We start from the raw sequence: 20,554 nt of genomic DNA on the forward strand, positions 1-20,554 counted from the left end.
GCCAGAGGCTTATCCGTTTTCTGTTTTAATGGTTATGCAAAAATCAGTTGCGACGCTCGAAGGCCAGCGCTTTACGTTCTATCAGACGCATCAACAGCGTCAGCAGGCCGTTGACGACGAGGTAGACCAGCCCGGCGGCACCAAATACCATCACATCGTAGGTGCGGCCATAAAGCAGCTGCCCGTGGCCCATCACTTCCATCAGCGTAATGGTGTAGGCCAGAGAGGTACTCTTGAACACCAGCACCACTTCGTTGGAGTAGGAGGAGAGCGCGCGTTTAAAGGCGTAAGGCAGCAGAATCGCCAGCGTATCTTTCTTACTCATTCCCAGCGCGTTACACGACTGCCACTGGCCTTCCGGGATGGCGCGAATCGCCCCGAAGAACAGCTGCGTGGTATAGGCGGCGCTGTTCAGCGACAGGGCAATCAGCGCACACAGCCACGGTTCCGAGAGCAAATGCCACAGAACCGGGTAGTTCTGCAGCGTTGGGAACTGGCCGGGGCCGTAGTAGATCAGGAAGATCTGTACCAGCAGCGGCGTGCCGGTAAACAGCGTAATGTAGCCGCGAACCACCCACACCAGCACCGGCGTCTTCAGCGTCAGAATGATGGTGAAAATCAACGCCAGCACCAGCGCCACCACGATAGAGGCGACGGTCAGCGTCAGGCTGGTGTGCAGCCCTTTCATCAGTTCCGGTAAATACTCGAGCATCAGCCTGGTCTCCGTTCAAAGCGAGTGGTACGCAGGTCAATGCGTTTGAGAATGTACTGGCTGAGCAGGGTAATCACCAGGTAAATGGCTGCCGCCACGATGTACCAGGTAAACGGCTCCTGGGTACGGGTGGCAATGCTTTTGGTTTGCAGCATCAGGTCGTTCACGCTAATCAGCGAGACCAGCGCGGTATCCTTCAGCAGCACCAGCCACTGGTTACCCAGCCCCGGCAACGCGTGACGCCACATCTGTGGCATCACCAGGCGGAAGAAGATGGCGCTTTTCGACAGCCCCAGCGCCTGGCCGGACTCCCACTGGCCTACCGGCACCGCTTTCAGCGCACCGCGCAGGGTTTGCGAGGCGTAGGCGGCGTAGAGCAGGGAGAGGGCAATCACACCGCACAGGAACGGGCTGACGTCAAAGTTTTCAATCTGCATCTGCACCGGAATCTGCACGAAACCGAGGTTGATGCTAAACCCATCGGACAGCGTCAGCAGCAGCTGTGAAGAGCCGAAGTAGATAAACAGCACCACCAGAATTTCCGGCAGGCCGCGTAGCACCGTGACCAGCGCGGAGCCGATCCATGCGATCGGGCGCCATTTTACCGACTCCCATACCGCAAAGAACATCGCCAGCGCGAGCCCGATAATCAGTGCACAAATGGCAAGGCCGACGGTCATGCCGGCGGCGCTCGCTAAAGGAAACATTTCGTTCATCAAGTCTTACTTCTGGAACCATTTCGCGTAGATGGTTTGGTAAGTGCCATCTTTCTTCACTTTTTCCAGCGCAGCGTTGAATTTCTGCTGCAGCTCGGTGTTGCCCTGACGCACGGCAATGCCCAGACCGGTACCGAAGTAGCCTTTATCGGTGACTTTGTCGCCAACGGCCGCCAGCTTATCGTTCGCTTTCAGCCATTCGGTGACCACCGCAGTGTCGCCGAAGACGGCATCAATACGACCGTTTTGCAGATCCAGTTTTGCGTTCTGGTAGCTGTCGTAAGGCACGGTGGTGATTTCCGGATGTTTATCCATGATGAATTTCTGGTGGGTGGTGCCGTTCTGCACGCCCACTTTTTTGCCTTTCAGCTGGTCGACGCCGGTAAATTTACCTTTCACGCCCACGAACAGCGCGGAATTGTCGTAATACGGGGTGGTGAATAGCACCTGCTTTTCACGTTCCGGCGTGATATCCATACCGGCCATGACCGCGTCGATGCGGCGGAACTTCAGGCTTGGGATCAGGCTATCGAAAGACTGGTTGCTGAAGGTACAGGTTGCGTCGATCTCTTTACACAGCGCATTCGCCAGATCCACGTCGAAGCCGACGATCTGGTTGTTAGCGTCCATCGACTCAAACGGAGGATAAGAAGCTTCGGTGGCGAAACGGATGGTTTGAGCAGCACCAGCGGAGAGGCTAACGCTAGCAAGCAGCGCGGCAATCAGTACTTTTTTCATCGTCATTGTCCTGAATCTCAGTGAGAAAGATAACTTCTAAATGCATCAGTCTGTGGGCTGTTAAAGCAGCTTGCATCGCCTTGTTCGACGATATAACCGTTTTCCATGTACACCACGCGGCTGGCCGTTTTACGCGCCACTTCCACTTCGTGGGTGACGATCACCTGGGTAATGTTGGTTTCCGCCAGTTCATGAATGATGCTGACGATCTGGGCGGTAATTTCCGGGTCGAGCGCCGCGGTCGGTTCATCAAACAGCAGCACCTGCGGCTCCATCATCAGCGCACGGGCAATCGCCACGCGCTGCTGCTGGCCGCCGGAGAGGTGCAGGGGGTAACGGTCGCTGAACGGCTTGAGGCGTAAACGCTCAAGCAGTTTTTCGGCGCGGGCCATCGCGCTGTCTTTGCTTAAGCCGAGCACGCGGCACGGCGCTTCAATCAGGTTCTGTACCACCGTCAGGTGCGGCCACAGGTTGTACTGCTGGAAGACCATCCCTACGTTTTGACGCAGTTCGCGAATCGCCTTGTCTGACGGGGTTTTAGCAAAATCGAAATGGTTACCCGCAATCGCCAGGGTACCGGATTTCGGCATCTCCAGCAGATTCAGCACGCGCAGCAGTGAGCTTTTGCCCGCGCCGCTAGGGCCAAGCAGTACCAGCGTTTCGCCCTCCGGGCACTGTAGCGTGATGTCGAACAGCGCCTGATGCGCGCCATAAAAGCAGTTAATGCCGTCTAATTTAATGCTCATTGATACCCGTCACGAAAGAGTTGTTCTCGCCCTGGAAACGCCAGGTGCTTACTCTGCTGCCGCTCTTCTATTTCCCCGCTGAAGGCATCAGCCATAGAGGAATTATCAGCAATTGAGGCCGCAAATAGTACCTTTGACAGAATAGTTATGCAATATTTGTGCGTTAAAACTTAAATATAAACCAACTTTTCTTTTAAAGTTAGCACAAAATAACGGTCGGGGTGGGCGAGGGGTATAAATGTCGGCATTCCTGGAGGAATGCCAGACATTTTGCCGGGATAAGCGATTTAGCAGGATTTGTTTACACTTTATTAACGTTTCTCGAGAGATTGACGCAACGTACCGGCTGGCGCATGGCTGTTGTTGCCAAGGTAGCGCACATCGTCCACCGCCCAGCACTGACCTTCCCGAATCATCAGCACTTCATCTTTCCAGCTCTGGGTTCCCTGTTTTAAATCGACGCGCAGCGGGATATTGCGGGCATCGGTATTCGGGATAGTCGAGGCGCTAGCCACGCTTGCCGAATCAGGCGCCGTGGCGCTGCTGGAGAACAGGCCGGACTGCATCAGCGAACGTTTGCTGGCATCCTGGCTGCTCTCGTTCAGCAGTTTGGCCAGGCCGTCGCTGAGGTAAGGGCGCAGGGCGTTAATATCGCTGGTCCGGCGCTGGATCTGGTCGTCGTAGAATTTTTGTGCCACGGTATCCGGGCCGCCTTCTACACATTGCCCGACGCGCGTGCCGGTATCTTTGTAGGCTGGTGTTACGGTGGTGCAGGCGCTCAGCAGCAGCGCGGCGGGAAGAATAAGTGCAAGGTTGGTGTAACGCATAGTGATTCCTTGTTAGCTGTCTCAACATTAGTCGCTTCTACGCCGTCGACGGGCGTATCAACCGCCGCCATGCAGCGGGCGCGATTTACGTATACGATAATGAAGTAATCCCTTTTCAAGCATAGCGTATCGGTCTGATAATGCGTTTAGCGCTTAGAGCTAAGGCATTGAACGTTAAAGAAGGAGCTGTCCATGCAATTTTCAACTACCCCCACCCTTGAAGGGCAAACGATCGTCGAATACTGCGGCGTGGTCACCGGAGAGGCGATTTTAGGCGCCAACATTTTCCGCGATTTCTTCGCCGGTATCCGCGACATCGTCGGCGGTCGCTCGGGGGCATACGAAAAAGAGCTGCGCAAAGCGCGCGAAATTGCTTTTAAAGAGTTGGGCGAGCAGGCCGCGGCGCTGGGTGCCGATGCGGTTGTGGGCATTGATATTGATTATGAAACTGTCGGTAAAGACAGCAGTATGCTGATGGTCAGCGTGAGCGGTACGGCGGTCAAAACGCGCAGATGAAACGTTTTCTGACGATCGTGATGCTGGCGGTGCTGCTGGCGGGGTGTGCGAGTAAAGAAGAGAAAAAAGCGGTTATCGAGAAACCTGACTATGTACTCGATACCAGCCGTTCGGCCCCGGCGGCATATCCGCGCATTAAAATGCTGGTCATCCACTACACGGCGGACGATTTTGACGTCTCGCTCACGGCGCTGACCGGCAAGGATGTCAGCGTCCATTATCTCATTCCCGCCGTGCCGCCGCTGGTACGCGGCAAGCCGCGAATCTGGCAGCTGGTGCCGGAGTCCGAGCTGGCCTGGCATGCAGGCGCGAGTTTCTGGCGCGGGGCAACCCGTATTAACGATACCTCTATCGGTATTGAGCTGGAAAACCGTGGCTGGCAGAAGTCGGAGGGGACGAAGTTCTTCACGCCGTTTGAACCGGCGCAAATCCAGGCGCTGGTGCCGTTGGCGAAGGACATTATCAAACGCTACAACATCGAACCGCAAAACGTGGTCGCGCATTCGGATATCGCGCCGCAGCGTAAGGACGATCCCGGTCCGTTATTCCCATGGCAATCGCTGGCGCAGCAGGGTATCGGCGCGTGGCCGGATGCCAGCCGCGTGGCCTTCTATCTGAACGGTCGATCGCCGAATGCGCCGATTGCCTCGTATACCCTGCTGGACCTGCTGGCGCGCTATGGCTATGAGGTCAAACCGAATATGACGCGGCTCCAGCAGATGCGGGTGATTGCGGCCTTCCAGATGCACTTCCGCCCGGCGCGCTATGACGGCGTCGCGGATATGGAGAGTCTGGCGATTGCCGAGGCGTTGCTGGAGAAATATGGCCAGGGCTAAGCCCTAGCGATGCAGCTTGCCGTGATCTTCCAGCCAGGCGGCGGTACGCACGATGCCGTCGTCCAGCGACACAATCGGCTCGTAGCCCAGCTCTTCGCGGGCGCGGCTGATATCCAGCGTAAAGTCGAAGTTCAGCTTCGACACGCCGTAGTGGGTCAGCGACGGCTCTTTGGCTTTTTTATCGCCAAAGCGTTCCATGCTGCGCGCAATCATATCCAGCATCGGATAAGGCACGGAACGAATGCGGCAAGCAATGTCCAGCTCGTCGATTAGCCGCTCAACGATGCTTCGCAGCGTGCGCGGCTCGCCGTTGGTGATGTTGTAAGCGCGGCCGGAAGGCAGACCGTCACAGCGCGGTTGGCTGGCGAGCCACATAGCGTGGGCGGCGTTTTCGTAGTAGGTCATGTCAACCATCGCGTGGCCGCCGCGCGGCAGCAGCACGCTGCCGTAATGGTGCATCATCTGCGCGAGGCGCGGGATAAACACCTTATCGTGCGGGCCAAACACACTCTGTGGGCGCAGAATAGTAAAGCGCGTGTTCGGGTTGGCCTGCGCCAGCAGCTGGATCACTTCTTCGCTGGCGGCTTTACTGCGGGCGAACTCGTTGGCAAAACGGTGCGGGCGGAAATCTTCTTTGATATCCCGATGGTGGTGATAGTCAAAGTAGAGTGACGGCGAAGAAATATGGATAAAGTTGCGCACCCCCCAGGCGACGGCCCATTCGCCGAGGCGGCGGGTGGCACGGACGTTGGCGAGGTCGAAGGCGGCCTGGGTGCCCCACGGTGAAGTAAAGCTGGAGCAGTGCCACAGCGTGTCAACGCCCGCCAGCATCACTTTGGCCTGAGAGGAGACCAGTTCGGTCAGGTCGGCATGGACGAATTCGGCGCCCATTTTTTCCAGCAGTTTGCCCATCGCTTCATTGCGACCGCTCGCTCTGACGCTAATGCCCTTGCGGCGCAGATACTCAACTGCGTTTCTGCCTAATCCGCTCGTGGCGCCGGTGACCAGTACCTTCATAATCATCCACAGTGTTAAAAAAGAGTTTCGTGCGCATTCTTCCGTTTATTTCACTTGTATGCAATGGGAAACTAAGACGAAAAAGGGTTATTGCGCACTTTTTCCTGTGACTTCTTCTGCCAGACGGGCAATGCGACGCGCCATTCCGCGAAAGATGAACAGATGTGCTGGAATCATCAGCAGCCAGTAGATTAATCCTGGCATACCGTGCGGATGCCACCAGGCGCGCACGTCAAGTTCGCGATGAGAGCCTTTGTCGACCAGCGTAAAGCTAAGACGCCCGAGCCCCGGCGCTTTCATGCCAAACAGCAGCGTCAGCGCTTTTTCCGGTTCGACGATAATCACCTTCCAGCTGTCGACCATGTCGCCGGGCTGGAGCAGTGGGTGCGCGGGGCGGCCTTTGGCGAGCCGGTGCCCGACCAGCAGATCCATCGCCGCGCGGGTTTTCCACAGCGCGTTGCCAAAGAAATAGCCCTCTTTGCCGCCAAGACGGTTAACCACTTCCCACAGCGCCGACAGGCTTGCCTGAGTGCTGACGGTGAAGCCTGCCTGCTTGGCAAAGAAGCCGTACTCCGGACGCCAGCGGGCGAAGGCCTGCGCGTCGTAGCCCCAGTCGCTGGAGTTGGCCAGTTTTTTCTCTTCCTCCAGCGTGCGGCGTACCGCTTCATCGAAGGGGATTAAGGTTTGCGGGATCAGCGTGCGCAGCGCGCGATCGTCGGCCAGCAGATCGTGTTTTAATCCCTGGATCAGAGCTTTGGCGATCGTCGGCGGTACGGAGGTGATCACGTTCAGAAACCAGACCGAGATCCAGCTTGTGGGGAAGGGGATGGGAATGAGCGGCCGATGACGACCGCTGACGGCCATAAAATGTTCGAACTGCTGCTGATAGGTCAGCTCTTCCGGCCCGGCGGCCTCAAACACGCGGTGTTCTGCGGACGGGTGGTTAAGCAGTTCGACCAGGTAAACCAGCAGATTCTCCAGCGCAATCGGCGTGGTGCGCGAACGGACCCAGCGCGGCGGCGTCAGCACCGGCAAGTTGTAGACCATATCGCGCATCACTTCGAAGGCGGCGGAGCCCGCGCCAACGATAATCCCGGCGCGCAGCTCGCTGACCGGCACGCCTGCGTCGCGCAGGATATTGCCGGTAAGCTGCCGGGCGCGCAGGTGCGGCGACTGCTGGTGCTCTGGCGCTTGTAGCGAGCTGAGGAAAATCACCTGCTTAACGGGGGTAATCCGCAGCGCGTCGCGGACGTTTTCCGCCACCCGACGTTCATGGCGGATAAAATCCTGGCTTTCACCCATGCCGTGAACGAGGTAATAAACGGTATCCACGCCGTTCAACAGCCGGGCAATATCGCCGTTTTTTTCCAGGTCAACGGAATAGCAAGTCACCCCGGCAAGCTGTAGCTTCTGGAGTCGTTCAATACGACGTGCCACCGCCCGGACGGTATAGCCGCGCAGGCTTAATTCAGTGACCAGATGCTGGCCAATATAGCCACTGGCCCCAAAAACCAAAATAGTCTGTGACACGCCGAACTCCTTATCGCGCTAAAAAGGCTTTCCAGTGGGCAACCACTTCCGTAAGTTGCTCACGATTGACGTCCAGATGCGTGACCAGCCGCACGATGGGTGAGGCGTTGATCAGCACGCCGCGCGCCTGCATAAACTCCCCCAGTGCGGCAGCGTTTTCTTCGCCCACGCGCACGAATAACATATTGGTATCGTGACGCATGACGTCGGCGCCAATCTCACGCAACGCAGCGGCAAGCCAGGCGGCATTGTCGTGATCGTCCTGCAGACGCGCGACGTTGTTTTGCAGCGCATATAGCCCGGCCGCCGCCAGAATACCGGCCTGGCGCATACCGCCGCCGGTCATCTTCCGCCAGCGGTTGGCGCGTTTGATGTAGTCATGATTCCCGACCAGCAGCGAGCCGACCGGCGTGCCCAGCCCTTTGGACAGGCAGATGGTGAACGAGTCGCAGTATTGGGCGATATCTTTTAGCTCACAGCCGTAGCTAACCAGCGCGTTGAAGATACGCGCCCCGTCGACATGCAGCGCCAGGCCGCGTTCGCGGGTAAATTCCCAAGCCGATTTAAGATACTCGCGCGGCAGTACCTTGCCGTTGTGGGTATTTTCAATGCTCAGAAGTTTGGTGCGCGCGAAGTGGATATCGTCGGCTTTAATTTTTGCCGCCACTTTATCCAGCGGCAGCGTACCGTCGCTGGCAGCGTCAATCGGCTGCGGCTGAATGCTGCCCAGCACCGCCGCGCCGCCCGCTTCATACAGATAATTATGTGCCCCCTGGCCGACGATGTACTCCTCGCCGCGTTCGCAGTGGCTCAGCAGCGCCACCAGGTTGGCCTGGGTGCCGGTAGGCAGGAACAGGGCTGCCTCTTTGCCCGCCAGTTCGGCAGCGTACTGCTGAAGGGCGTTAACGGTAGGATCGTCACCATAGACGTCATCACCGACCGGCGCGGCCATCATCGTTTCGAGCATGGCGCGCGTCGGGCGGGTTACGGTATCACTGCGTAAATCAATCACGGCATTTCCTTTTTAAACTCGGAAGAATGCCACCATTTTTACCTGAGCCAGTTGGTTTTCGCCAGTTCGATCACTTCATCGCCACGACCGCTGATGATGGCGCGCAGCATATACAGGCTGAAACCTTTGGCCTGTTCGAGTTTAACCTGTGGCGGAATCGCCAGCTCCTCTTTGGCCACGACCACGTCGACCAGTACTGGGCCGTCGATACTGAAGGCGCGTTGTAAGGCGTCATCGACGTCGGCGGCTTTCTCGACGCGAATGCCGGTGATCCCGCAGGCCTCGGCAATACGCGCGAAGTTGGTGTCGTGCAGTTCGGTGCCATCGGTCAGGTAACCTCCGGCTTTCATCTCCATCGCCACAAAGCCCAGTACGCTGTTATTAAAGACCACGATTTTGACCGGCAGCTTCATCTGCACCACCGACAGGAAATCGCCCATCAGCATGCTAAAGCCGCCATCGCCGCACATCGCGACAACCTGACGTCCCGGTTCTGTCGCCTGCGCGCCCAGCGCCTGCGGCATGGCGTTGGCCATTGAGCCGTGGTTGAAGGAACCGAGCAGGCGGCGCTTACCGTTCATCTGTAGGTAGCGGGCGGCCCACACCGTTGGCGTGCCGACGTCGCAGGTGAAGATGGCGTCGTCGTCAGCAAAGCGGCTAATCTGCTGCGCCAGATACTGTGGGTGAATGACTTTGTCGCTGGGTTTGGCCAGATCGTCCAGCCCCTTACGCGCGTCGCGATAGTGTTCCAGCGCTTTGTCGAGAAAACGGCGATCGCTTTTCTCTTCCAGTAGCGGCAGCAGCGCGGACAAGGTGGCTTTGACATCACCAACCACCGCCATATCAACTTTACTGTGCGCGCCAATACTGGCGGGGTTGATATCTATCTGAATGATGGTGCTTTCGCTGGGGTAGAACGGGCGATACGGGAACTGGGTGCCCAGCAGAATCAGCGTATCGGCGTTCATCATGGCGTGAAAACCGGAGGAGAAGCCAATGAGCCCGGTCATGCCGACATCGTACGGGTTGTCGTACTCGACGTGCTCTTTACCGCGCAGTGCGTGGACGATGGGGGATTTAAGCTTTTCAGCAAACGCGGTCAGTTCGTCATGCGCCCCGGCGCAGCCGCTGCCGCACAGCAGGGTGATGTTGCGTGAGGATTTCAGCGTGTCGGCCAGCTTTTCCAGTTCGCTTTGCGGCGGCGTCACTATTGGGTGCGGGGCCGGATACCAGTGGCTGCTGGCGCTTTCCGGCGCGGCCTTCAGCGCCACGTCGCCCGGCAATACCACCACCGATACGCCGCGGTTAAGCACCGCTTTACGCATTGCAATGGCCAGCACTTGCGGGATCTGCTCGGGGGTGGAGACCAGCTCACAGTAGTGGCTGCATTCACGGAACAGCTCCTGCGGATGCGTCTCCTGAAAGTAGCCGCTACCGATTTCACTCGACGGAATATGTGCCGCAATGGCGAGGACGGGCACGTGATTACGGTGACAGTCAAAAAGGCCGTTGATGAGGTGCAGGTTTCCCGGCCCACACGACCCGGCGCACACCGCGAGCTCACCGGTCAGCTGTGCTTCGGCGCCTGCCGCGAAGGCGGCAACCTCTTCGTGTCGCGTCGGCATCCAGGCAATGGTGCCCATGCGGTTAAGGCTATCGCTCAGGCCGTTGAGCGAATCGCCCGTGACGCCCCAGATTCTTTTCACGCCAGCCTGTTCGAGCGTTTTGGCAATATAGTTGGCTACGGTTTGTTTCATTGGTTTTCCATCTCCTGAAGTGTGATACCGGTTACAAGTTTAGATGAATCCTGTCGTTTCGCTGGGAAAATACCCTTATTTTCAGCGGGTATATTTTGTAAATGAGAAGCAGTAACGTAGTGCTCAACAGGGATAAAACAGGAAAAATATAAATGATGACAACCATATTAAATTCGCTAAACCGCACACTATCGTGTGATGATTTTGGCAAGCTGTTGCTGCGCCTGGTGGTGGGGGGGCTGATGCTGTTTCATGGGCTGCATAAGCTGTTTGACGGTGTTGACGGTATTAGCGCCATGCTGGTGGCGAAAGGTCTGCCGGGCTTTATCGCCTATGGCGTGTTGGTAGGCGAAGTGGTCGCCCCCATCCTGCTCATTCTTGGCGTGTTGACGCGCCCGGCGGCATTAGTGTTGGCCTTTACCATGGTCGTTGCCTGGTTGATGGTGGGGCTCGATAAAACCGCCGCGCTGGATAAAACCGGGGCATGGGCGATTGAGAGCCTGGTCTATTTCTTTGTCGCGGGGCTGGCGATTGCTTTTCTGGGCGCGGGGAAATTTGCGCTGGGCAGCAAATCAGCCTGGCAGTAGTGACTCTCTGACGACATAACGCAGAGGCGAGCTCACTCGCCTCTCTCTAAAAAGAGCGTTAGTCTCTTTCGTCGCTAAACAACCGTTTTTTTCTTCGTTTCACCGCGTGTTGAATTAACGCGTTGCTCATCGCTGCGCCAATCTCGGCGCTGGCCACCAGTCCCTGAATAAAAGGACGATCGTGCATTAACCACGGCAGGCCGCCAAAAGCTATCCGCCCACGGGCGTTATCCGGCGCCAGCAGTGTGTAATCGTCACCGATATCCGGAATATCATCACCGCAGGCCAGCAGTTGAGTGCGTAGTGTCGGGAAGGGAATATCTTTGCTCTTTAACGGTTTTTGTCCTCTTGCATCGATGAAGACATCAAATTCGCTGCGTTGATTATTGTGGTAAATAACCGTCGTGTCGCCTTCGTTCTGTCGTTCATAATCCGCGCCCAGCGCCAGTATTGCGATTAGCCTGGCGTCGTGCAGGGCCAGCAGACGACGAATCGACTCAGACGGAATTGCTGCATAGTTATCGATAAACACGCGCGCCAGCCCGCGCTTGAAGCGTTCCCTGTCACGCTCGTCCAGATGAAGCACAAGCTCTTCGATGATCTCATGCAGACGTAGCAGGGTGTAGCGCCACGCCACGGTGTGCTGCTGTTGCTTGTTACGTTCGACTTCCAGAAGATTGAGCTTTGCCCAGTCAAAAGGGTCATGGCGTATTCTGTCGGCAAAGTAGGCGGTGGAAAAGGTATCGGCGGTGAGATTTTCCAGGCCAATCTGCTGACTCCAGTTTGGTGCGGAGTCCTGTAACTGCTTCACAATGAGCTGAAAGATGCGATCTAATAGCCCATCAGCGCCCGATGCTATGACATGCTCAATCGCCTCTTCGGTGGCAATATTGAGGGGTTCATAGGGAAGAGGGCAGTAAAAATCGGCTTCCGGTAGTACCCCGGTGCGCGACATTAGGGTGATTTTCAGGTTTTGGCTGCCGGGGTTACGTATAAACTGCGGCACATTGTCCCTATCGGTGGTGAAGAAACCATGCTGGCTGACGACAGCTACCGCAGCATCAATCGCGCTTAATGAGGTGCCCAGAATCCCCACGCGGCAGGCGTCAATTTTGGCTTCCATCAGGCCGGACCACGGGCTGGGGAAAAAATCGCGAGGAGAGTCATCATCCTCAGGCCACTGATGGCCCGTGGCTATGACGGCAAAATCAACGTCGACCGGACGTTCCGCGTGGTTGATCCACAGAGAAACCCCGTGCGGATTTGCCCTCAGGTCGGTGACCTGACTTGATTCGTTAAGGGTAATGTCGAAGCCTGAAGATTGCGCTTTGTCGGCGATGGCAAAAAGGCGATCGCGATAATAGTCGCCAAGGATCACGCGTGGTAAAAACTGGCGCTCATGCAGCGTCATACGTTCGATATTAAATTGCGCCAGGTATTCATCACTTTGGTTTTGTAACCATGTCAGATAGGTGATGTAAATGGGCGGGATCTCAATGCTGGCGATGTTTGCCAGCATTGATTCCGTGTTATTTTCGCCGCTATACGGCATACCAACGCCTGCGTGCTCAGCCTGCTCGTAGAGCAAGACGGACAGCGGCTCTCCCCGCTCAACCAGGGCGTGGAAAGTATATATACCGGTAGGGCCGACGCCGACGATGGCCACTTTTTTCATGACAGATCCTTGTTAATCGTTCGCAGACGGGACGGGGAGCTTGAGTAGCCTTGCAAAAGTTATTGTGGTCAATAAATTGATTTTGGCGATATTCATTCCACGCTGTTTACACACCTGTCAGTTGAACGGTGTGCCCAGTGATAAGTTTAGATGAGACTCATCGTTTCGCTGGAAAAGACCGGATCATAGGCGATTGACAGCCCGCTGATGTTGAACCCAGCCAGCCTGTCGGTAACTGTTTTAATCGATATTTATAAGATTGACGGGGTGCGTAGCGGATTGATAAATCGTTTCGCAAGAATATAATATCGAGCTATTATCAAAATAATGGTAGATAAATGTATTACTGCGCAAGTTATGGAACAGAATATCACCATTGGTAAACGAGGCTATCTCATAGCCCTCTGTATTATTTTGCCTGGTGCCCACTTCAAAATTATCTCCCCATTTTTCCTGAACATGACCGTATAGATGAAAAATGACCTCAATGTACCCTCTCTTTTGGCAGTTGAGCGTTAAATGTTTTAATGGGTTGTTAATAGCATAGACCGCCTGAGAGTGAATGAATAAAACAATAATTACTGTGTTTTTAATAATGCTTAGTGTTTCATTAAACATAATGAAAATTAATCCTTAAAGCGAGGTTACGGAGTTAAGGCTTAGCGTGAATGTCCCTGAGCGGTATTAAATTGGGAACAAATTTCCTTAATGTCTTGTTCACATTCGAGAAATGCGTTTACCACCGAGGGATCAAACTGTGTTCCTGCCCCACTAATAATGATGTCGAGGGCTTTACTATGGGACATGCTTTTTTTATACACACGCTTACTGGTTAATGCGTCATAAACGTCCGCAACGGCCATCACACGGGCGCAAAAGGGGATATCGGTGCCTGACAGGCGGTCGGGATAGCCTTTGCCGTCCCAGCGTTCATGATGGCTGCCCGCCATATCAATGGCGCAGTGGAGAAACTCACTGGGTGCTCGCAGTTTATCTGCGGCATCGGCTAGCAGCCGCCGACCGATGGTGGTGTGCGTTTTAATCACGTCAAACTCTTCGTCGGTAAGGGCACCGGGTTTCAGTAAAATTGAGTCAGGAATGGCCACTTTGCCGACGTCATGCAGAGGTGCCGCATGGAATAATGAATCGATAAAAAAAGGATGCTGTGCTTCTGGATGATACTTTTCCAGAACTTCAGCAAGGCGTTTCACGTAGAACTGGGTGCGGCTGGTATGTCCTCCTGTCTCCGGATCTCTGGAATCACATACGGCGGCCATCGCATGCAGCAGAGCATGATTTGAATTCTCGAGGTCTTCTTTCCATATATTCATATTTTTTCGTAATATCAAATATTCTACAAGTTCATGTAGTATGATCAGAATGAATGCCCCTATAACTGCATAGATAACCGGTAACCAAACGTTATAGAAATAAAATGCGCAAAACATGGCGGCATTTAACAGGATAACTAAAGATGTAATAATAATAATGCGACGAGTAAAATTGCTCGATAAAAAATAGAGTATATTAATTACTGACAATAAGCTAATGCAGGTGATGACATCCCATATTTTAAGCCATGATGGATGTATCACGACGTTATTGTTCATGATATTGTTCAGCATCGTCGCATGCGCGCCAACACCAGCAATCGCATGGTGAGCGGGCATGATGACTTTGTCATGGAGCGCTGCAGAAGAGGAGCCAATCAAAACGAGTGGCGCTGATATTTTATCTGATTGTCCGGAGAGTATCATTGAGGATGATATGCTAACGAACTGACTTTCACCTGGCTTTGTGTTTATCCAGGCCTTACCTTCATTGTCTACCGGGATATGATATTGACCGACATTAATTTCCCGTCCCCAGACGGTTTTCTCAATTGAAAAGTGGTCGACTCCCTCTTTTTCCATTAACATGGCCAGAGTAAATGATGGGATATTACCTTCGTCGCTGTTAATTATCATTGGAATATTACGTAGGACACCATCACCTTCATTGATAAAGTTAACAAAACCAGCGCGTGTAAGCGATGATCTGATTTCGGGTGTATTTTTTAATATCATTTCAGCATAGGGTAAGTTCAAGCTGGTGTTAAAAATGTGTTTAAGAGTGTGAGTATCACGAGCACGACTCAGAATAAGTTGTGTCGCCCCAACGATAGGGGCTTCATCCCGCAAAACACTCGCCAGATAATGATCGTTGTCGCGCATACCCTCGGGCACGCCGACAACAAACATATCCATATCAAACTCCATTTTATAACGTTGCTGAATATAATTCAGTGACGTTCTATCGGGTTCTAAAAGAAGAATGTCCATGCCAATAACCTGGCTCTTTTCCTGCCTGGTGGCTTTGATCAAATTGCCAAGAACATAACGCGGCCAGGGCCATTGGCCAACTTTCTGTAAGCTTAAATCATCAATATCCACAATCGCCACGGCGGGGGCTTTCGGCTTGTATGGAGTAAGAATATTAAATATCTCCTGTAGATGATCCTCAAGTGAGATAAAGATATTATTGGATGTGGCGATAAAAATGAGCCAGATAACCATAAAGGTGAGGCCAATGGCGCCATGGGTCCGGCGTTTTTTTTTCGTACTTGTGAGAGGCATATTAGTGCACCATGATTTCTACTCGCCTGTTTTTAGGCTGTGAGCGGCCTGATGGCGTTTTAATCAGCGGATCAAAGGGGCCATGATAGCGAATATCCATAGCGGATTGAGGGAATCCCCCATGTAATAACATGTCATGGATAACTTGTGCCCGGCGCAGGGAAAGCTGCATATTATATTGGTTATTACCAATGCCATCGGTATGGCCGATGATGGTTATCTGGCAAGGTTTACGCTGCAGGCAATCTTTTCTGACGCGTCGAATGAGGTTGCTTGTCGTCGATAATGGTTCAACTGAATCATTAGGAAACCAGACCGTTTCACTGGCAAGTGGCGCCGGTTCTGCTTTAAACAGTGCAGGACGCTGCTGGCGGGCATCAGCAGGAGATAACTGGCCTTCATGTTCTCCCAAAAGGCCATCGACAAGGGTTTGCCCCGAATTGTCTAATGTGACGGGTTGATTATCATTATTTTTTACAATGACACGCCCGACATGCCCGGTGGCATCGGGAAGCAACGTTACTTTGGTGCTCGTACAACCGGCCAATAATAACAATGCAGATAATATAATTTTCTTTCTCACGCGGAATAGGCCTCAATCGGTCGAAACAAGAAATCGTGTGCCCCGAACAGCAATAACTGTTGTTGGCGTTTTAAATTTCACGGCTGCAGGATCTAGTTTTCCTAATCTTCCCGATGAATATAATGCGGCTCCGCGACTTAATAAAACGTCAAAAGAGTAGCTATGCTTTAACGGCGTGTAGTCATATTTATTGATCTGGAATTTGCTATCGGAATCTAACGCGACAGTTGTACCATCGTTAAAACTTAATCCGGCATAGCCATCTTTTCCTGTTTGAATCACATCTCCTTCATGTATTTCATCCCCGGAAGAGATGATCTGGCATGATGAACGCAACATTTTGCAGGCGTGTGCCGTTTCTTTGATCACAGCTACCTTTTCGGCCGCCATAGCATCAGCGGAGACGAAAAGAAGTACTGCTACAATTATTCTCTTTGAAATTGTTTGCATGTTTTCTCCAATCATGAAAATAAACCAATAGTTTCAGTTCGTGAATAGCAAGTACATAAGGCAAAGAGAAGCGCACTAAACCAAATTATGTATTATGTTGATGAACAGATTTTTCCTGATAAACAAAAGCATCGGCTCTGCTAATCGTTTCTTCAAGCGTCCCTGAATACTCAGCTAACCCGACAGAGAATTCTGGTAGCAATATTATATTGTGCTCATCAACCTTTATATATTGACGCGACATAAATCGTAATCGCTTAATCAATTGTTCTGCATCTTCAGGTTTGAAGTCGTAGAGCATAATGATGAATTCATCTCCACCGAAACGAACGATACGATCTGTACTACGTAACGAATGTCGCAAAAGTCTACTAAAGGCCACCAAAATTCGATCGCCAATTAGATGGCCATAGTTATCATTAATTTGCTTGAAATTATCCAGGTCAAGCATGATGAGATGGCTTGGTTTGTTGTTTTTTGTCTCTTCATAAAGATAATGTCGGTTATAAGCTCCGGTGAGAGAATCGATATAAAGGTTTTTACGTTCGCGAACTAAACGTATATAACCTCCCGTGCGCCAAATAGCAAAAGACAGAGGTATAATGAGTAGTAATATAGGATTGAGGTAACTCAGTATAGACAGGTTATGTATTACTGACTTTACTTCCTGTTGTTCCTTTTCACTCACCTCATTAAGTTTAATGTTTATCTTTTTTATTTTTTGGCAATGATTATTGTTTTCTCCGGATTGTACTTCTGACATCGGTTGTGTCGTTGTGTTTTTCCACTCAATTGGTTTTTCTTTCTGTATCTCACGATGAAGATCTTTACGGTTAATGTCCGCCTCAGGGCACATTGCCTGAAGTTGATCTGAGAGCGTTTTTTGTAACATCAAATGCCGAAACGAGACGGTTTTTAAAACATTGCTTACTCTAATGTTTTCCCTGTTATTTAACTGAAAAACACATAACAGTGAGATCGATGAAATAATCAATACAAGATACGATATAAAAATATTTCTTTGTTGCATCATATAATAAGAATTACTATGCTTTTAAAATTCAAGTGCAGGTTTAATTATTGCAATTTAGGTCTTTGTTGAGATATTGCAGTGAGGTAATAAAAACCTTAGATCACGATAAATCGTACCCCATTTTTGATGGTTTAAGTTTTATTTTCTGGCCCGTGGGAATCGGATTGGGGATATATTACGATTTTATTCTGTTTTTAACAACTGTCAGGTAATTCATGTAACTAATTGAAATGATTGATGAAAATTTATCTGGCATTTTGTTTTTAGTTTTATGTGTTAAATCGGACACTGATATCCGGTTTTTTATTCTGTTTTTTATTTGTTTGTTGGTGTTAAATTTTGTAATGTTGAGATTTTTGGTGTTTTTTGTTTGCTTTGGTTTTGATTTGTCAACGGCTTATTTGTAATATAGATGACCAGCCTGCAACTATAATAAGTTAAATGCGATTTATTGTATGGTATTAGAATCGCGCTAGTTTTAAAGAGACTTCCCGGTAAAAAATGGTGGTGAGAAATGATCCAGCAGTCTAACAATATAGCGCCAGACGCGAGATTACTCCGGCTGGCACGACAATATAAAAGACTGTTGAACCGCTATCAAAACCAGCGGCGTGAAGTACAGTTACAGGATGTTGCTGATACCCTCGCTTGCTCGCCGCGTTATGCTCGTACGCTATTAAAAGAGATGCAACAAATTGGCTGGATTAGCTGGGCTTCCCTGCCTGGGCGGGGGAAGCAAAGTCTTATACAGTGCCGACATGACATCCAGCACCTTCAGGAAGGTATTGATGCTCCTGTTAACTCCTCAGTGACCCCCCTACCGATGATACCCGCGTCTGGCGGGTATCATTTCATCTTTCCTTACTATCGTCCGATTTCCGCGATCGTTCCTAAATTATCGGCACAGCATCTCACCCGGCATTTAATCAGGATGGTTCATGTGGGATTGGCGAGGTATCTTGACGGTAATACGCAGCCAGAATTGGCTCTTGCCCACCATGTAGAGGTTTCTACCGATAGAACGTGCTGGCGCTTTTATCTTCGACAGGGGCTGGTCTGGCATAATAACGATCCGTTCAGTGTTGCTGATTGCGCGCACACATTGCGCGCTTTTGCAGGAACAGAAGCGTTACCTTATGTTCAGAATATTACCGCTGACCAGCAATGTATTGAGTTCCATCTGACGCAACCTGATGAGATGTTACTGCATCGTTTGGCGAATCCGGTTGTTGCAATACCGCATCCGGTTTTTCCCACTGTTGGCATCGGCCCGTTTTTGATCGCTAAACATACTGATGACGGTATCTCACTTGTCCGCTTTCCCGGCTGGTACGGTGAAATGCCGCTAGCGCGTGCGATTACGCTTGAAACGCGTTTGCGGAAAGTAAAGGACTGGGGCGTGGTTCAACTTGAGACCGAGCGCTCTACGGAGCGGCAGGAGAGGACAGAAACCTTGACCTGTAGCGATACGTTTTCCTTCCTGGCATTTAACAATAGCAGCGCGAGTATTCTCTCTCGTCAGCAGCGCATCACGCTGACAGAAATCGCGAAAACTCTGGCGAGCAGCATGATGAAGAAGCAGTCTGATCTGCTGCCCGTTGAGAGTTGGCTGACGATGTCTGGAAAGGAAATGGACATGTCCGAGCTCCCTCCGCTGCTTTCCATGGCCTATTTCAGTACGCCGGATACGGAAATTTTCGTCAAAATGTTTGCCCGATATTTGCTGCGTGTCGGATGTCGGTTAACGACACGGGCCATTCATAATACCCACTGGCCGGCAAGCGGGGCGGTCTGGGAAAGCATGGATATTGCCCTGGGCTACTTAAGCTCTGTCCAGCAAGCAGCATTTACCTTTGAGGAACGCTGGCGCAGAAGCAGCATGGTAAAGGTGTTCTGGCCAAAAGAGAGTCAAAAACGCGTGATAAGGTTACTGGACAGGTCGGTACACCGAGAACCGGAACGTCATAAACGGCTCCTTATTGCGCTTCAGCGCCATGCTATTCGCCATCATTTGATCGTTCCTCTGTATCAAAAGCAGTACACGTTGCGGTATCCAAAATCAGTGAAGGGGATTCATTGCCATCCGCAGTGTTGGCCAGATTTTGCGAGGATATGGATTGATGATAAAAACAATACGTGGTGACAATCGGCAGCTGTTTATCTTTATGCATGCCCATTAAAAAAGGCCACCCGTTTTACAGGGTAGCCTTTTTGCAGTAGTGGGTGAATTACGCCAGTACCAGGTCGCTCTGCGGATGGCAGGAACACGCCAGCACGTACCCGTCGGCAATTTCCGCATCGCTTAACGTCATAGTGCTGGTGACCGTATAGTCACCGGAAACCACCTTGGTTTTGCAGCAGCCGCATACGCCTGCACGGCAGGCCGCCACTACTGGCACCTTGTTGCTTTCCAGCGCGTCCAGCAAGGTGGTACCAACCGGAGAGTAGAACTCTTTCGCTGGCTGCAGTTTGGTGAACTTCAGGCCGCTTGTGGCCGCGTCGGCAACCGGGGTGAAGAACTTCTCTTTAAAGAAGCGGGTCACGCCCAGCGCTTTCACTTCTTTTTCGACAAGCTCCATATACGGTGCCGGGCCACAGGTCATCACGGTACGAGACGCCAGATCCGGTACGCTTTTCAGCAATTCGGTACTCAGACGACCGGAGACAAAACCGTGGGTGGCGTTGTTTTCCGCCACCAGGGTGACCGGATACTGACGCCATTCGTCGGCGAAGATCACATCTTCCGGCGAACGGACGTTAAAGATCACCTGCACATCGGCCTGCGGACGGTACTTCGCCAACCAGCGACGCATAGACATGATTGGCGTCACGCCACAGCCAGCCGCCAGCATCAGGAATTTGTCATTCGCTTTGTCTTCGCAGATGAAATCGCCCATGGCATCGGACAGCCAGATATAATCGCCGCGTTTCACGTCACGGGTCAGCCACTGTGAACCTGCGCCATCGTCAATGCGGCGAACGGTCAGCGTGATGTACTCGCTGACTCCCGGCGTAGAGGAAATGGTGTAAGCACGCAGGGTCTCCGCTGAGTTGCGCACGCTGACCAGTGCGTACTGCCCGGCGCGGTACGGATAATAGTCGTGGCACAGCAACGAAATGGTCCATACATCCGGCGTTTCCTGATGGATGTGGTGAACCTGCATCCGCCATGGGCACTGACTTGTTGGCATTGTCATGCTTAAC

Annotated in this window: 20 protein-coding genes; 4 read left to right on the forward strand and 16 right to left on the reverse strand. The window is 52.3% G+C overall.

Annotated elements, in window-relative coordinates; genetic code table 11:
• Positions 1-43: 43 nt before the first annotated feature.
• The 5 genes from artM to K7B04_RS13240 all read right to left on the reverse strand — a co-directional run bounded on the left by artM (position 44) and on the right by K7B04_RS13240 (position 3,739).
• Entirely contained in the window at positions 44-712 is a 669-nt protein-coding gene (gene artM, locus K7B04_RS13220) for an arginine ABC transporter permease ArtM (protein WP_167576316.1), read from the reverse strand.
• Positions 712-1,428, reverse strand: coding sequence for an arginine ABC transporter permease ArtQ (artQ, locus tag K7B04_RS13225; protein WP_064548674.1), 717 nt, complete (start codon positions 1,426-1,428; stop codon positions 712-714). Before artQ ends, artM begins: the two co-directional genes overlap by 1 nt.
• A 6-nt stretch (positions 1,429-1,434) precedes the next feature.
• Complete coding sequence (gene artI, locus K7B04_RS13230) at positions 1,435-2,166, reverse strand: arginine ABC transporter substrate-binding protein ArtI (protein WP_064548676.1); 732 nt, start codon at positions 2,164-2,166, stop codon at positions 1,435-1,437.
• A gap of 17 nt (positions 2,167-2,183) precedes the next feature.
• Entirely contained in the window at positions 2,184-2,912 is a 729-nt protein-coding gene (artP, locus tag K7B04_RS13235; RefSeq protein ID WP_064548678.1) for an arginine ABC transporter ATP-binding protein ArtP, read from the reverse strand.
• A 311-nt stretch (positions 2,913-3,223) separates the two neighbouring features.
• Positions 3,224-3,739 (reverse strand): lipoprotein, encoded by a 516-nt coding sequence (locus K7B04_RS13240; RefSeq protein WP_064548681.1) that lies wholly within the window; start codon positions 3,737-3,739, stop codon positions 3,224-3,226.
• A gap of 192 nt (positions 3,740-3,931) precedes the next feature.
• Between K7B04_RS13240 and K7B04_RS13245 the strand changes: the two genes are divergently transcribed.
• Together K7B04_RS13245 and K7B04_RS13250 are read left to right on the forward strand one after the other, a co-directional pair.
• The gene (locus K7B04_RS13245; RefSeq protein ID WP_064548683.1) at positions 3,932-4,255 is read left to right on the forward strand and encodes a heavy metal-binding domain-containing protein; all 324 of its coding nucleotides are present in this window, start codon (positions 3,932-3,934) and stop codon (positions 4,253-4,255) included.
• Positions 4,252-5,091 (forward strand): N-acetylmuramoyl-L-alanine amidase, encoded by an 840-nt coding sequence (locus K7B04_RS13250; protein WP_163446968.1) that lies wholly within the window; start codon positions 4,252-4,254, stop codon positions 5,089-5,091. The genes K7B04_RS13245 and K7B04_RS13250 overlap by 4 nt, the downstream gene beginning before the upstream one ends.
• Positions 5,092-5,094: 3 nt before the next feature.
• Here the strand turns inward: K7B04_RS13250 and K7B04_RS13255 are convergent, their stop codons facing one another.
• From K7B04_RS13255 to poxB, 4 genes are all read right to left on the reverse strand, one after another.
• The gene (locus tag K7B04_RS13255; protein ID WP_065355729.1) at positions 5,095-6,108 is read right to left on the reverse strand and encodes an NAD(P)-dependent oxidoreductase; all 1,014 of its coding nucleotides are present in this window, start codon (positions 6,106-6,108) and stop codon (positions 5,095-5,097) included.
• Positions 6,109-6,195: 87 nt separating this feature from the next.
• Positions 6,196-7,638 carry a DUF2867 domain-containing protein gene (locus K7B04_RS13260; RefSeq protein WP_223802223.1) on the reverse strand — a complete coding sequence of 481 codons (1,443 nt, stop codon included), beginning with the start codon at positions 7,636-7,638 and terminating at the stop codon, positions 6,196-6,198.
• A gap of 10 nt (positions 7,639-7,648) precedes the next feature.
• The gene (ltaE, locus tag K7B04_RS13265; RefSeq protein ID WP_223802224.1) at positions 7,649-8,650 is read right to left on the reverse strand and encodes a low-specificity L-threonine aldolase; all 1,002 of its coding nucleotides are present in this window, start codon (positions 8,648-8,650) and stop codon (positions 7,649-7,651) included.
• Positions 8,651-8,688: 38 nt separating this feature from the next.
• Entirely contained in the window at positions 8,689-10,407 is a 1,719-nt protein-coding gene (gene poxB, locus K7B04_RS13270; RefSeq protein WP_223802225.1) for a ubiquinone-dependent pyruvate dehydrogenase, read from the reverse strand.
• A gap of 152 nt (positions 10,408-10,559) precedes the next feature.
• Between poxB and K7B04_RS13275 the strand changes: the two genes are divergently transcribed.
• Positions 10,560-10,994 carry a DoxX family protein gene (locus K7B04_RS13275; protein WP_163446959.1) on the forward strand — a complete coding sequence of 145 codons (435 nt, stop codon included), beginning with the start codon at positions 10,560-10,562 and terminating at the stop codon, positions 10,992-10,994.
• Between the two features lie 58 nt (positions 10,995-11,052).
• On the opposite strand, the gene K7B04_RS13280 is transcribed toward K7B04_RS13275, so the two are convergent.
• The 6 genes from K7B04_RS13280 to K7B04_RS13305 all read right to left on the reverse strand — a co-directional run bounded on the left by K7B04_RS13280 (position 11,053) and on the right by K7B04_RS13305 (position 17,209).
• Entirely contained in the window at positions 11,053-12,669 is a 1,617-nt protein-coding gene (locus tag K7B04_RS13280) for an FAD-NAD(P)-binding protein (RefSeq protein ID WP_223802226.1), read from the reverse strand.
• 240 nt (positions 12,670-12,909) lie between these two features.
• Entirely contained in the window at positions 12,910-13,287 is a 378-nt protein-coding gene (locus K7B04_RS13285; RefSeq protein ID WP_167576310.1) for a hypothetical protein, read from the reverse strand.
• A 41-nt stretch (positions 13,288-13,328) separates the two neighbouring features.
• Positions 13,329-15,284: a CHASE2 domain-containing protein gene (locus tag K7B04_RS13290; protein WP_223802227.1), complete on the reverse strand. Its 1,956-nt coding sequence runs from the start codon at positions 15,282-15,284 to the stop codon at positions 13,329-13,331.
• A gap of 1 nt (position 15,285) precedes the next feature.
• Positions 15,286-15,867 (reverse strand): OmpA family protein, encoded by a 582-nt coding sequence (locus K7B04_RS13295; protein ID WP_167576308.1) that lies wholly within the window; start codon positions 15,865-15,867, stop codon positions 15,286-15,288.
• Positions 15,868-15,879: 12 nt separating this feature from the next.
• Complete coding sequence (locus K7B04_RS13300; RefSeq protein WP_167576307.1) at positions 15,880-16,317, reverse strand: FecR family protein; 438 nt, start codon at positions 16,315-16,317, stop codon at positions 15,880-15,882.
• Positions 16,318-16,402: 85 nt separating this feature from the next.
• Positions 16,403-17,209: a GGDEF domain-containing protein gene (locus tag K7B04_RS13305; protein WP_223802228.1), complete on the reverse strand. Its 807-nt coding sequence runs from the start codon at positions 17,207-17,209 to the stop codon at positions 16,403-16,405.
• Between the two features lie 655 nt (positions 17,210-17,864).
• Here K7B04_RS13305 and K7B04_RS13310 point away from each other — a divergent pair.
• On the forward strand, positions 17,865-19,493 hold the full coding sequence (locus tag K7B04_RS13310; protein WP_223802229.1) for an SgrR family transcriptional regulator: 1,629 nt from the start codon (positions 17,865-17,867) through the stop codon (positions 19,491-19,493).
• A gap of 85 nt (positions 19,494-19,578) precedes the next feature.
• Here the strand turns inward: K7B04_RS13310 and hcr are convergent, their stop codons facing one another.
• Complete coding sequence (hcr, locus tag K7B04_RS13315) at positions 19,579-20,547, reverse strand: NADH oxidoreductase (RefSeq protein WP_223802230.1); 969 nt, start codon at positions 20,545-20,547, stop codon at positions 19,579-19,581.
• Between the last annotated feature and the right edge of the window lie 7 nt (positions 20,548-20,554).

This window comes from Kluyvera sp. CRP, from assembly GCF_019930565.1.
GTDB lineage: Bacteria > Pseudomonadota > Gammaproteobacteria > Enterobacterales > Enterobacteriaceae > Kluyvera > Kluyvera georgiana_A.

What these genes read in the sequence shown, in the direction of transcription:
- K7B04_RS13290 (WP_223802227.1), bottom strand. Translation starts at nt 15,284, where the DNA reads ATGCCTCTCACAAGTACGAAAAAAAAACGCCGGACCCATGGCGCCATT.
- artI (WP_064548676.1), bottom strand. Translation starts at nt 2,166, where the DNA reads ATGAAAAAAGTACTGATTGCCGCGCTGCTTGCTAGCGTTAGCCTCTCC.
- artQ (WP_064548674.1), bottom strand. Translation starts at nt 1,428, where the DNA reads ATGAACGAAATGTTTCCTTTAGCGAGCGCCGCCGGCATGACCGTCGGC.
- K7B04_RS13245 (WP_064548683.1), top strand. Translation starts at nt 3,932, where the DNA reads ATGCAATTTTCAACTACCCCCACCCTTGAAGGGCAAACGATCGTCGAA.
- artP (WP_064548678.1), bottom strand. Translation starts at nt 2,912, where the DNA reads ATGAGCATTAAATTAGACGGCATTAACTGCTTTTATGGCGCGCATCAG.
- K7B04_RS13310 (WP_223802229.1), top strand. Translation starts at nt 17,865, where the DNA reads ATGATCCAGCAGTCTAACAATATAGCGCCAGACGCGAGATTACTCCGG.
- poxB (WP_223802225.1), bottom strand. Translation starts at nt 10,407, where the DNA reads ATGAAACAAACCGTAGCCAACTATATTGCCAAAACGCTCGAACAGGCT.
- K7B04_RS13240 (WP_064548681.1), bottom strand. Translation starts at nt 3,739, where the DNA reads ATGCGTTACACCAACCTTGCACTTATTCTTCCCGCCGCGCTGCTGCTG.
- hcr (WP_223802230.1), bottom strand. Translation starts at nt 20,547, where the DNA reads ATGACAATGCCAACAAGTCAGTGCCCATGGCGGATGCAGGTTCACCAC.
- K7B04_RS13250 (WP_163446968.1), top strand. Translation starts at nt 4,252, where the DNA reads ATGAAACGTTTTCTGACGATCGTGATGCTGGCGGTGCTGCTGGCGGGG.
- K7B04_RS13275 (WP_163446959.1), top strand. Translation starts at nt 10,560, where the DNA reads ATGATGACAACCATATTAAATTCGCTAAACCGCACACTATCGTGTGAT.
- K7B04_RS13305 (WP_223802228.1), bottom strand. Translation starts at nt 17,209, where the DNA reads ATGTTACAAAAAACGCTCTCAGATCAACTTCAGGCAATGTGCCCTGAG.
- K7B04_RS13255 (WP_065355729.1), bottom strand. Translation starts at nt 6,108, where the DNA reads ATGAAGGTACTGGTCACCGGCGCCACGAGCGGATTAGGCAGAAACGCA.
- artM (WP_167576316.1), bottom strand. Translation starts at nt 712, where the DNA reads ATGCTCGAGTATTTACCGGAACTGATGAAAGGGCTGCACACCAGCCTG.
- K7B04_RS13300 (WP_167576307.1), bottom strand. Translation starts at nt 16,317, where the DNA reads ATGCAAACAATTTCAAAGAGAATAATTGTAGCAGTACTTCTTTTCGTC.
- K7B04_RS13280 (WP_223802226.1), bottom strand. Translation starts at nt 12,669, where the DNA reads ATGAAAAAAGTGGCCATCGTCGGCGTCGGCCCTACCGGTATATATACT.
- K7B04_RS13285 (WP_167576310.1), bottom strand. Translation starts at nt 13,287, where the DNA reads ATGTTTAATGAAACACTAAGCATTATTAAAAACACAGTAATTATTGTT.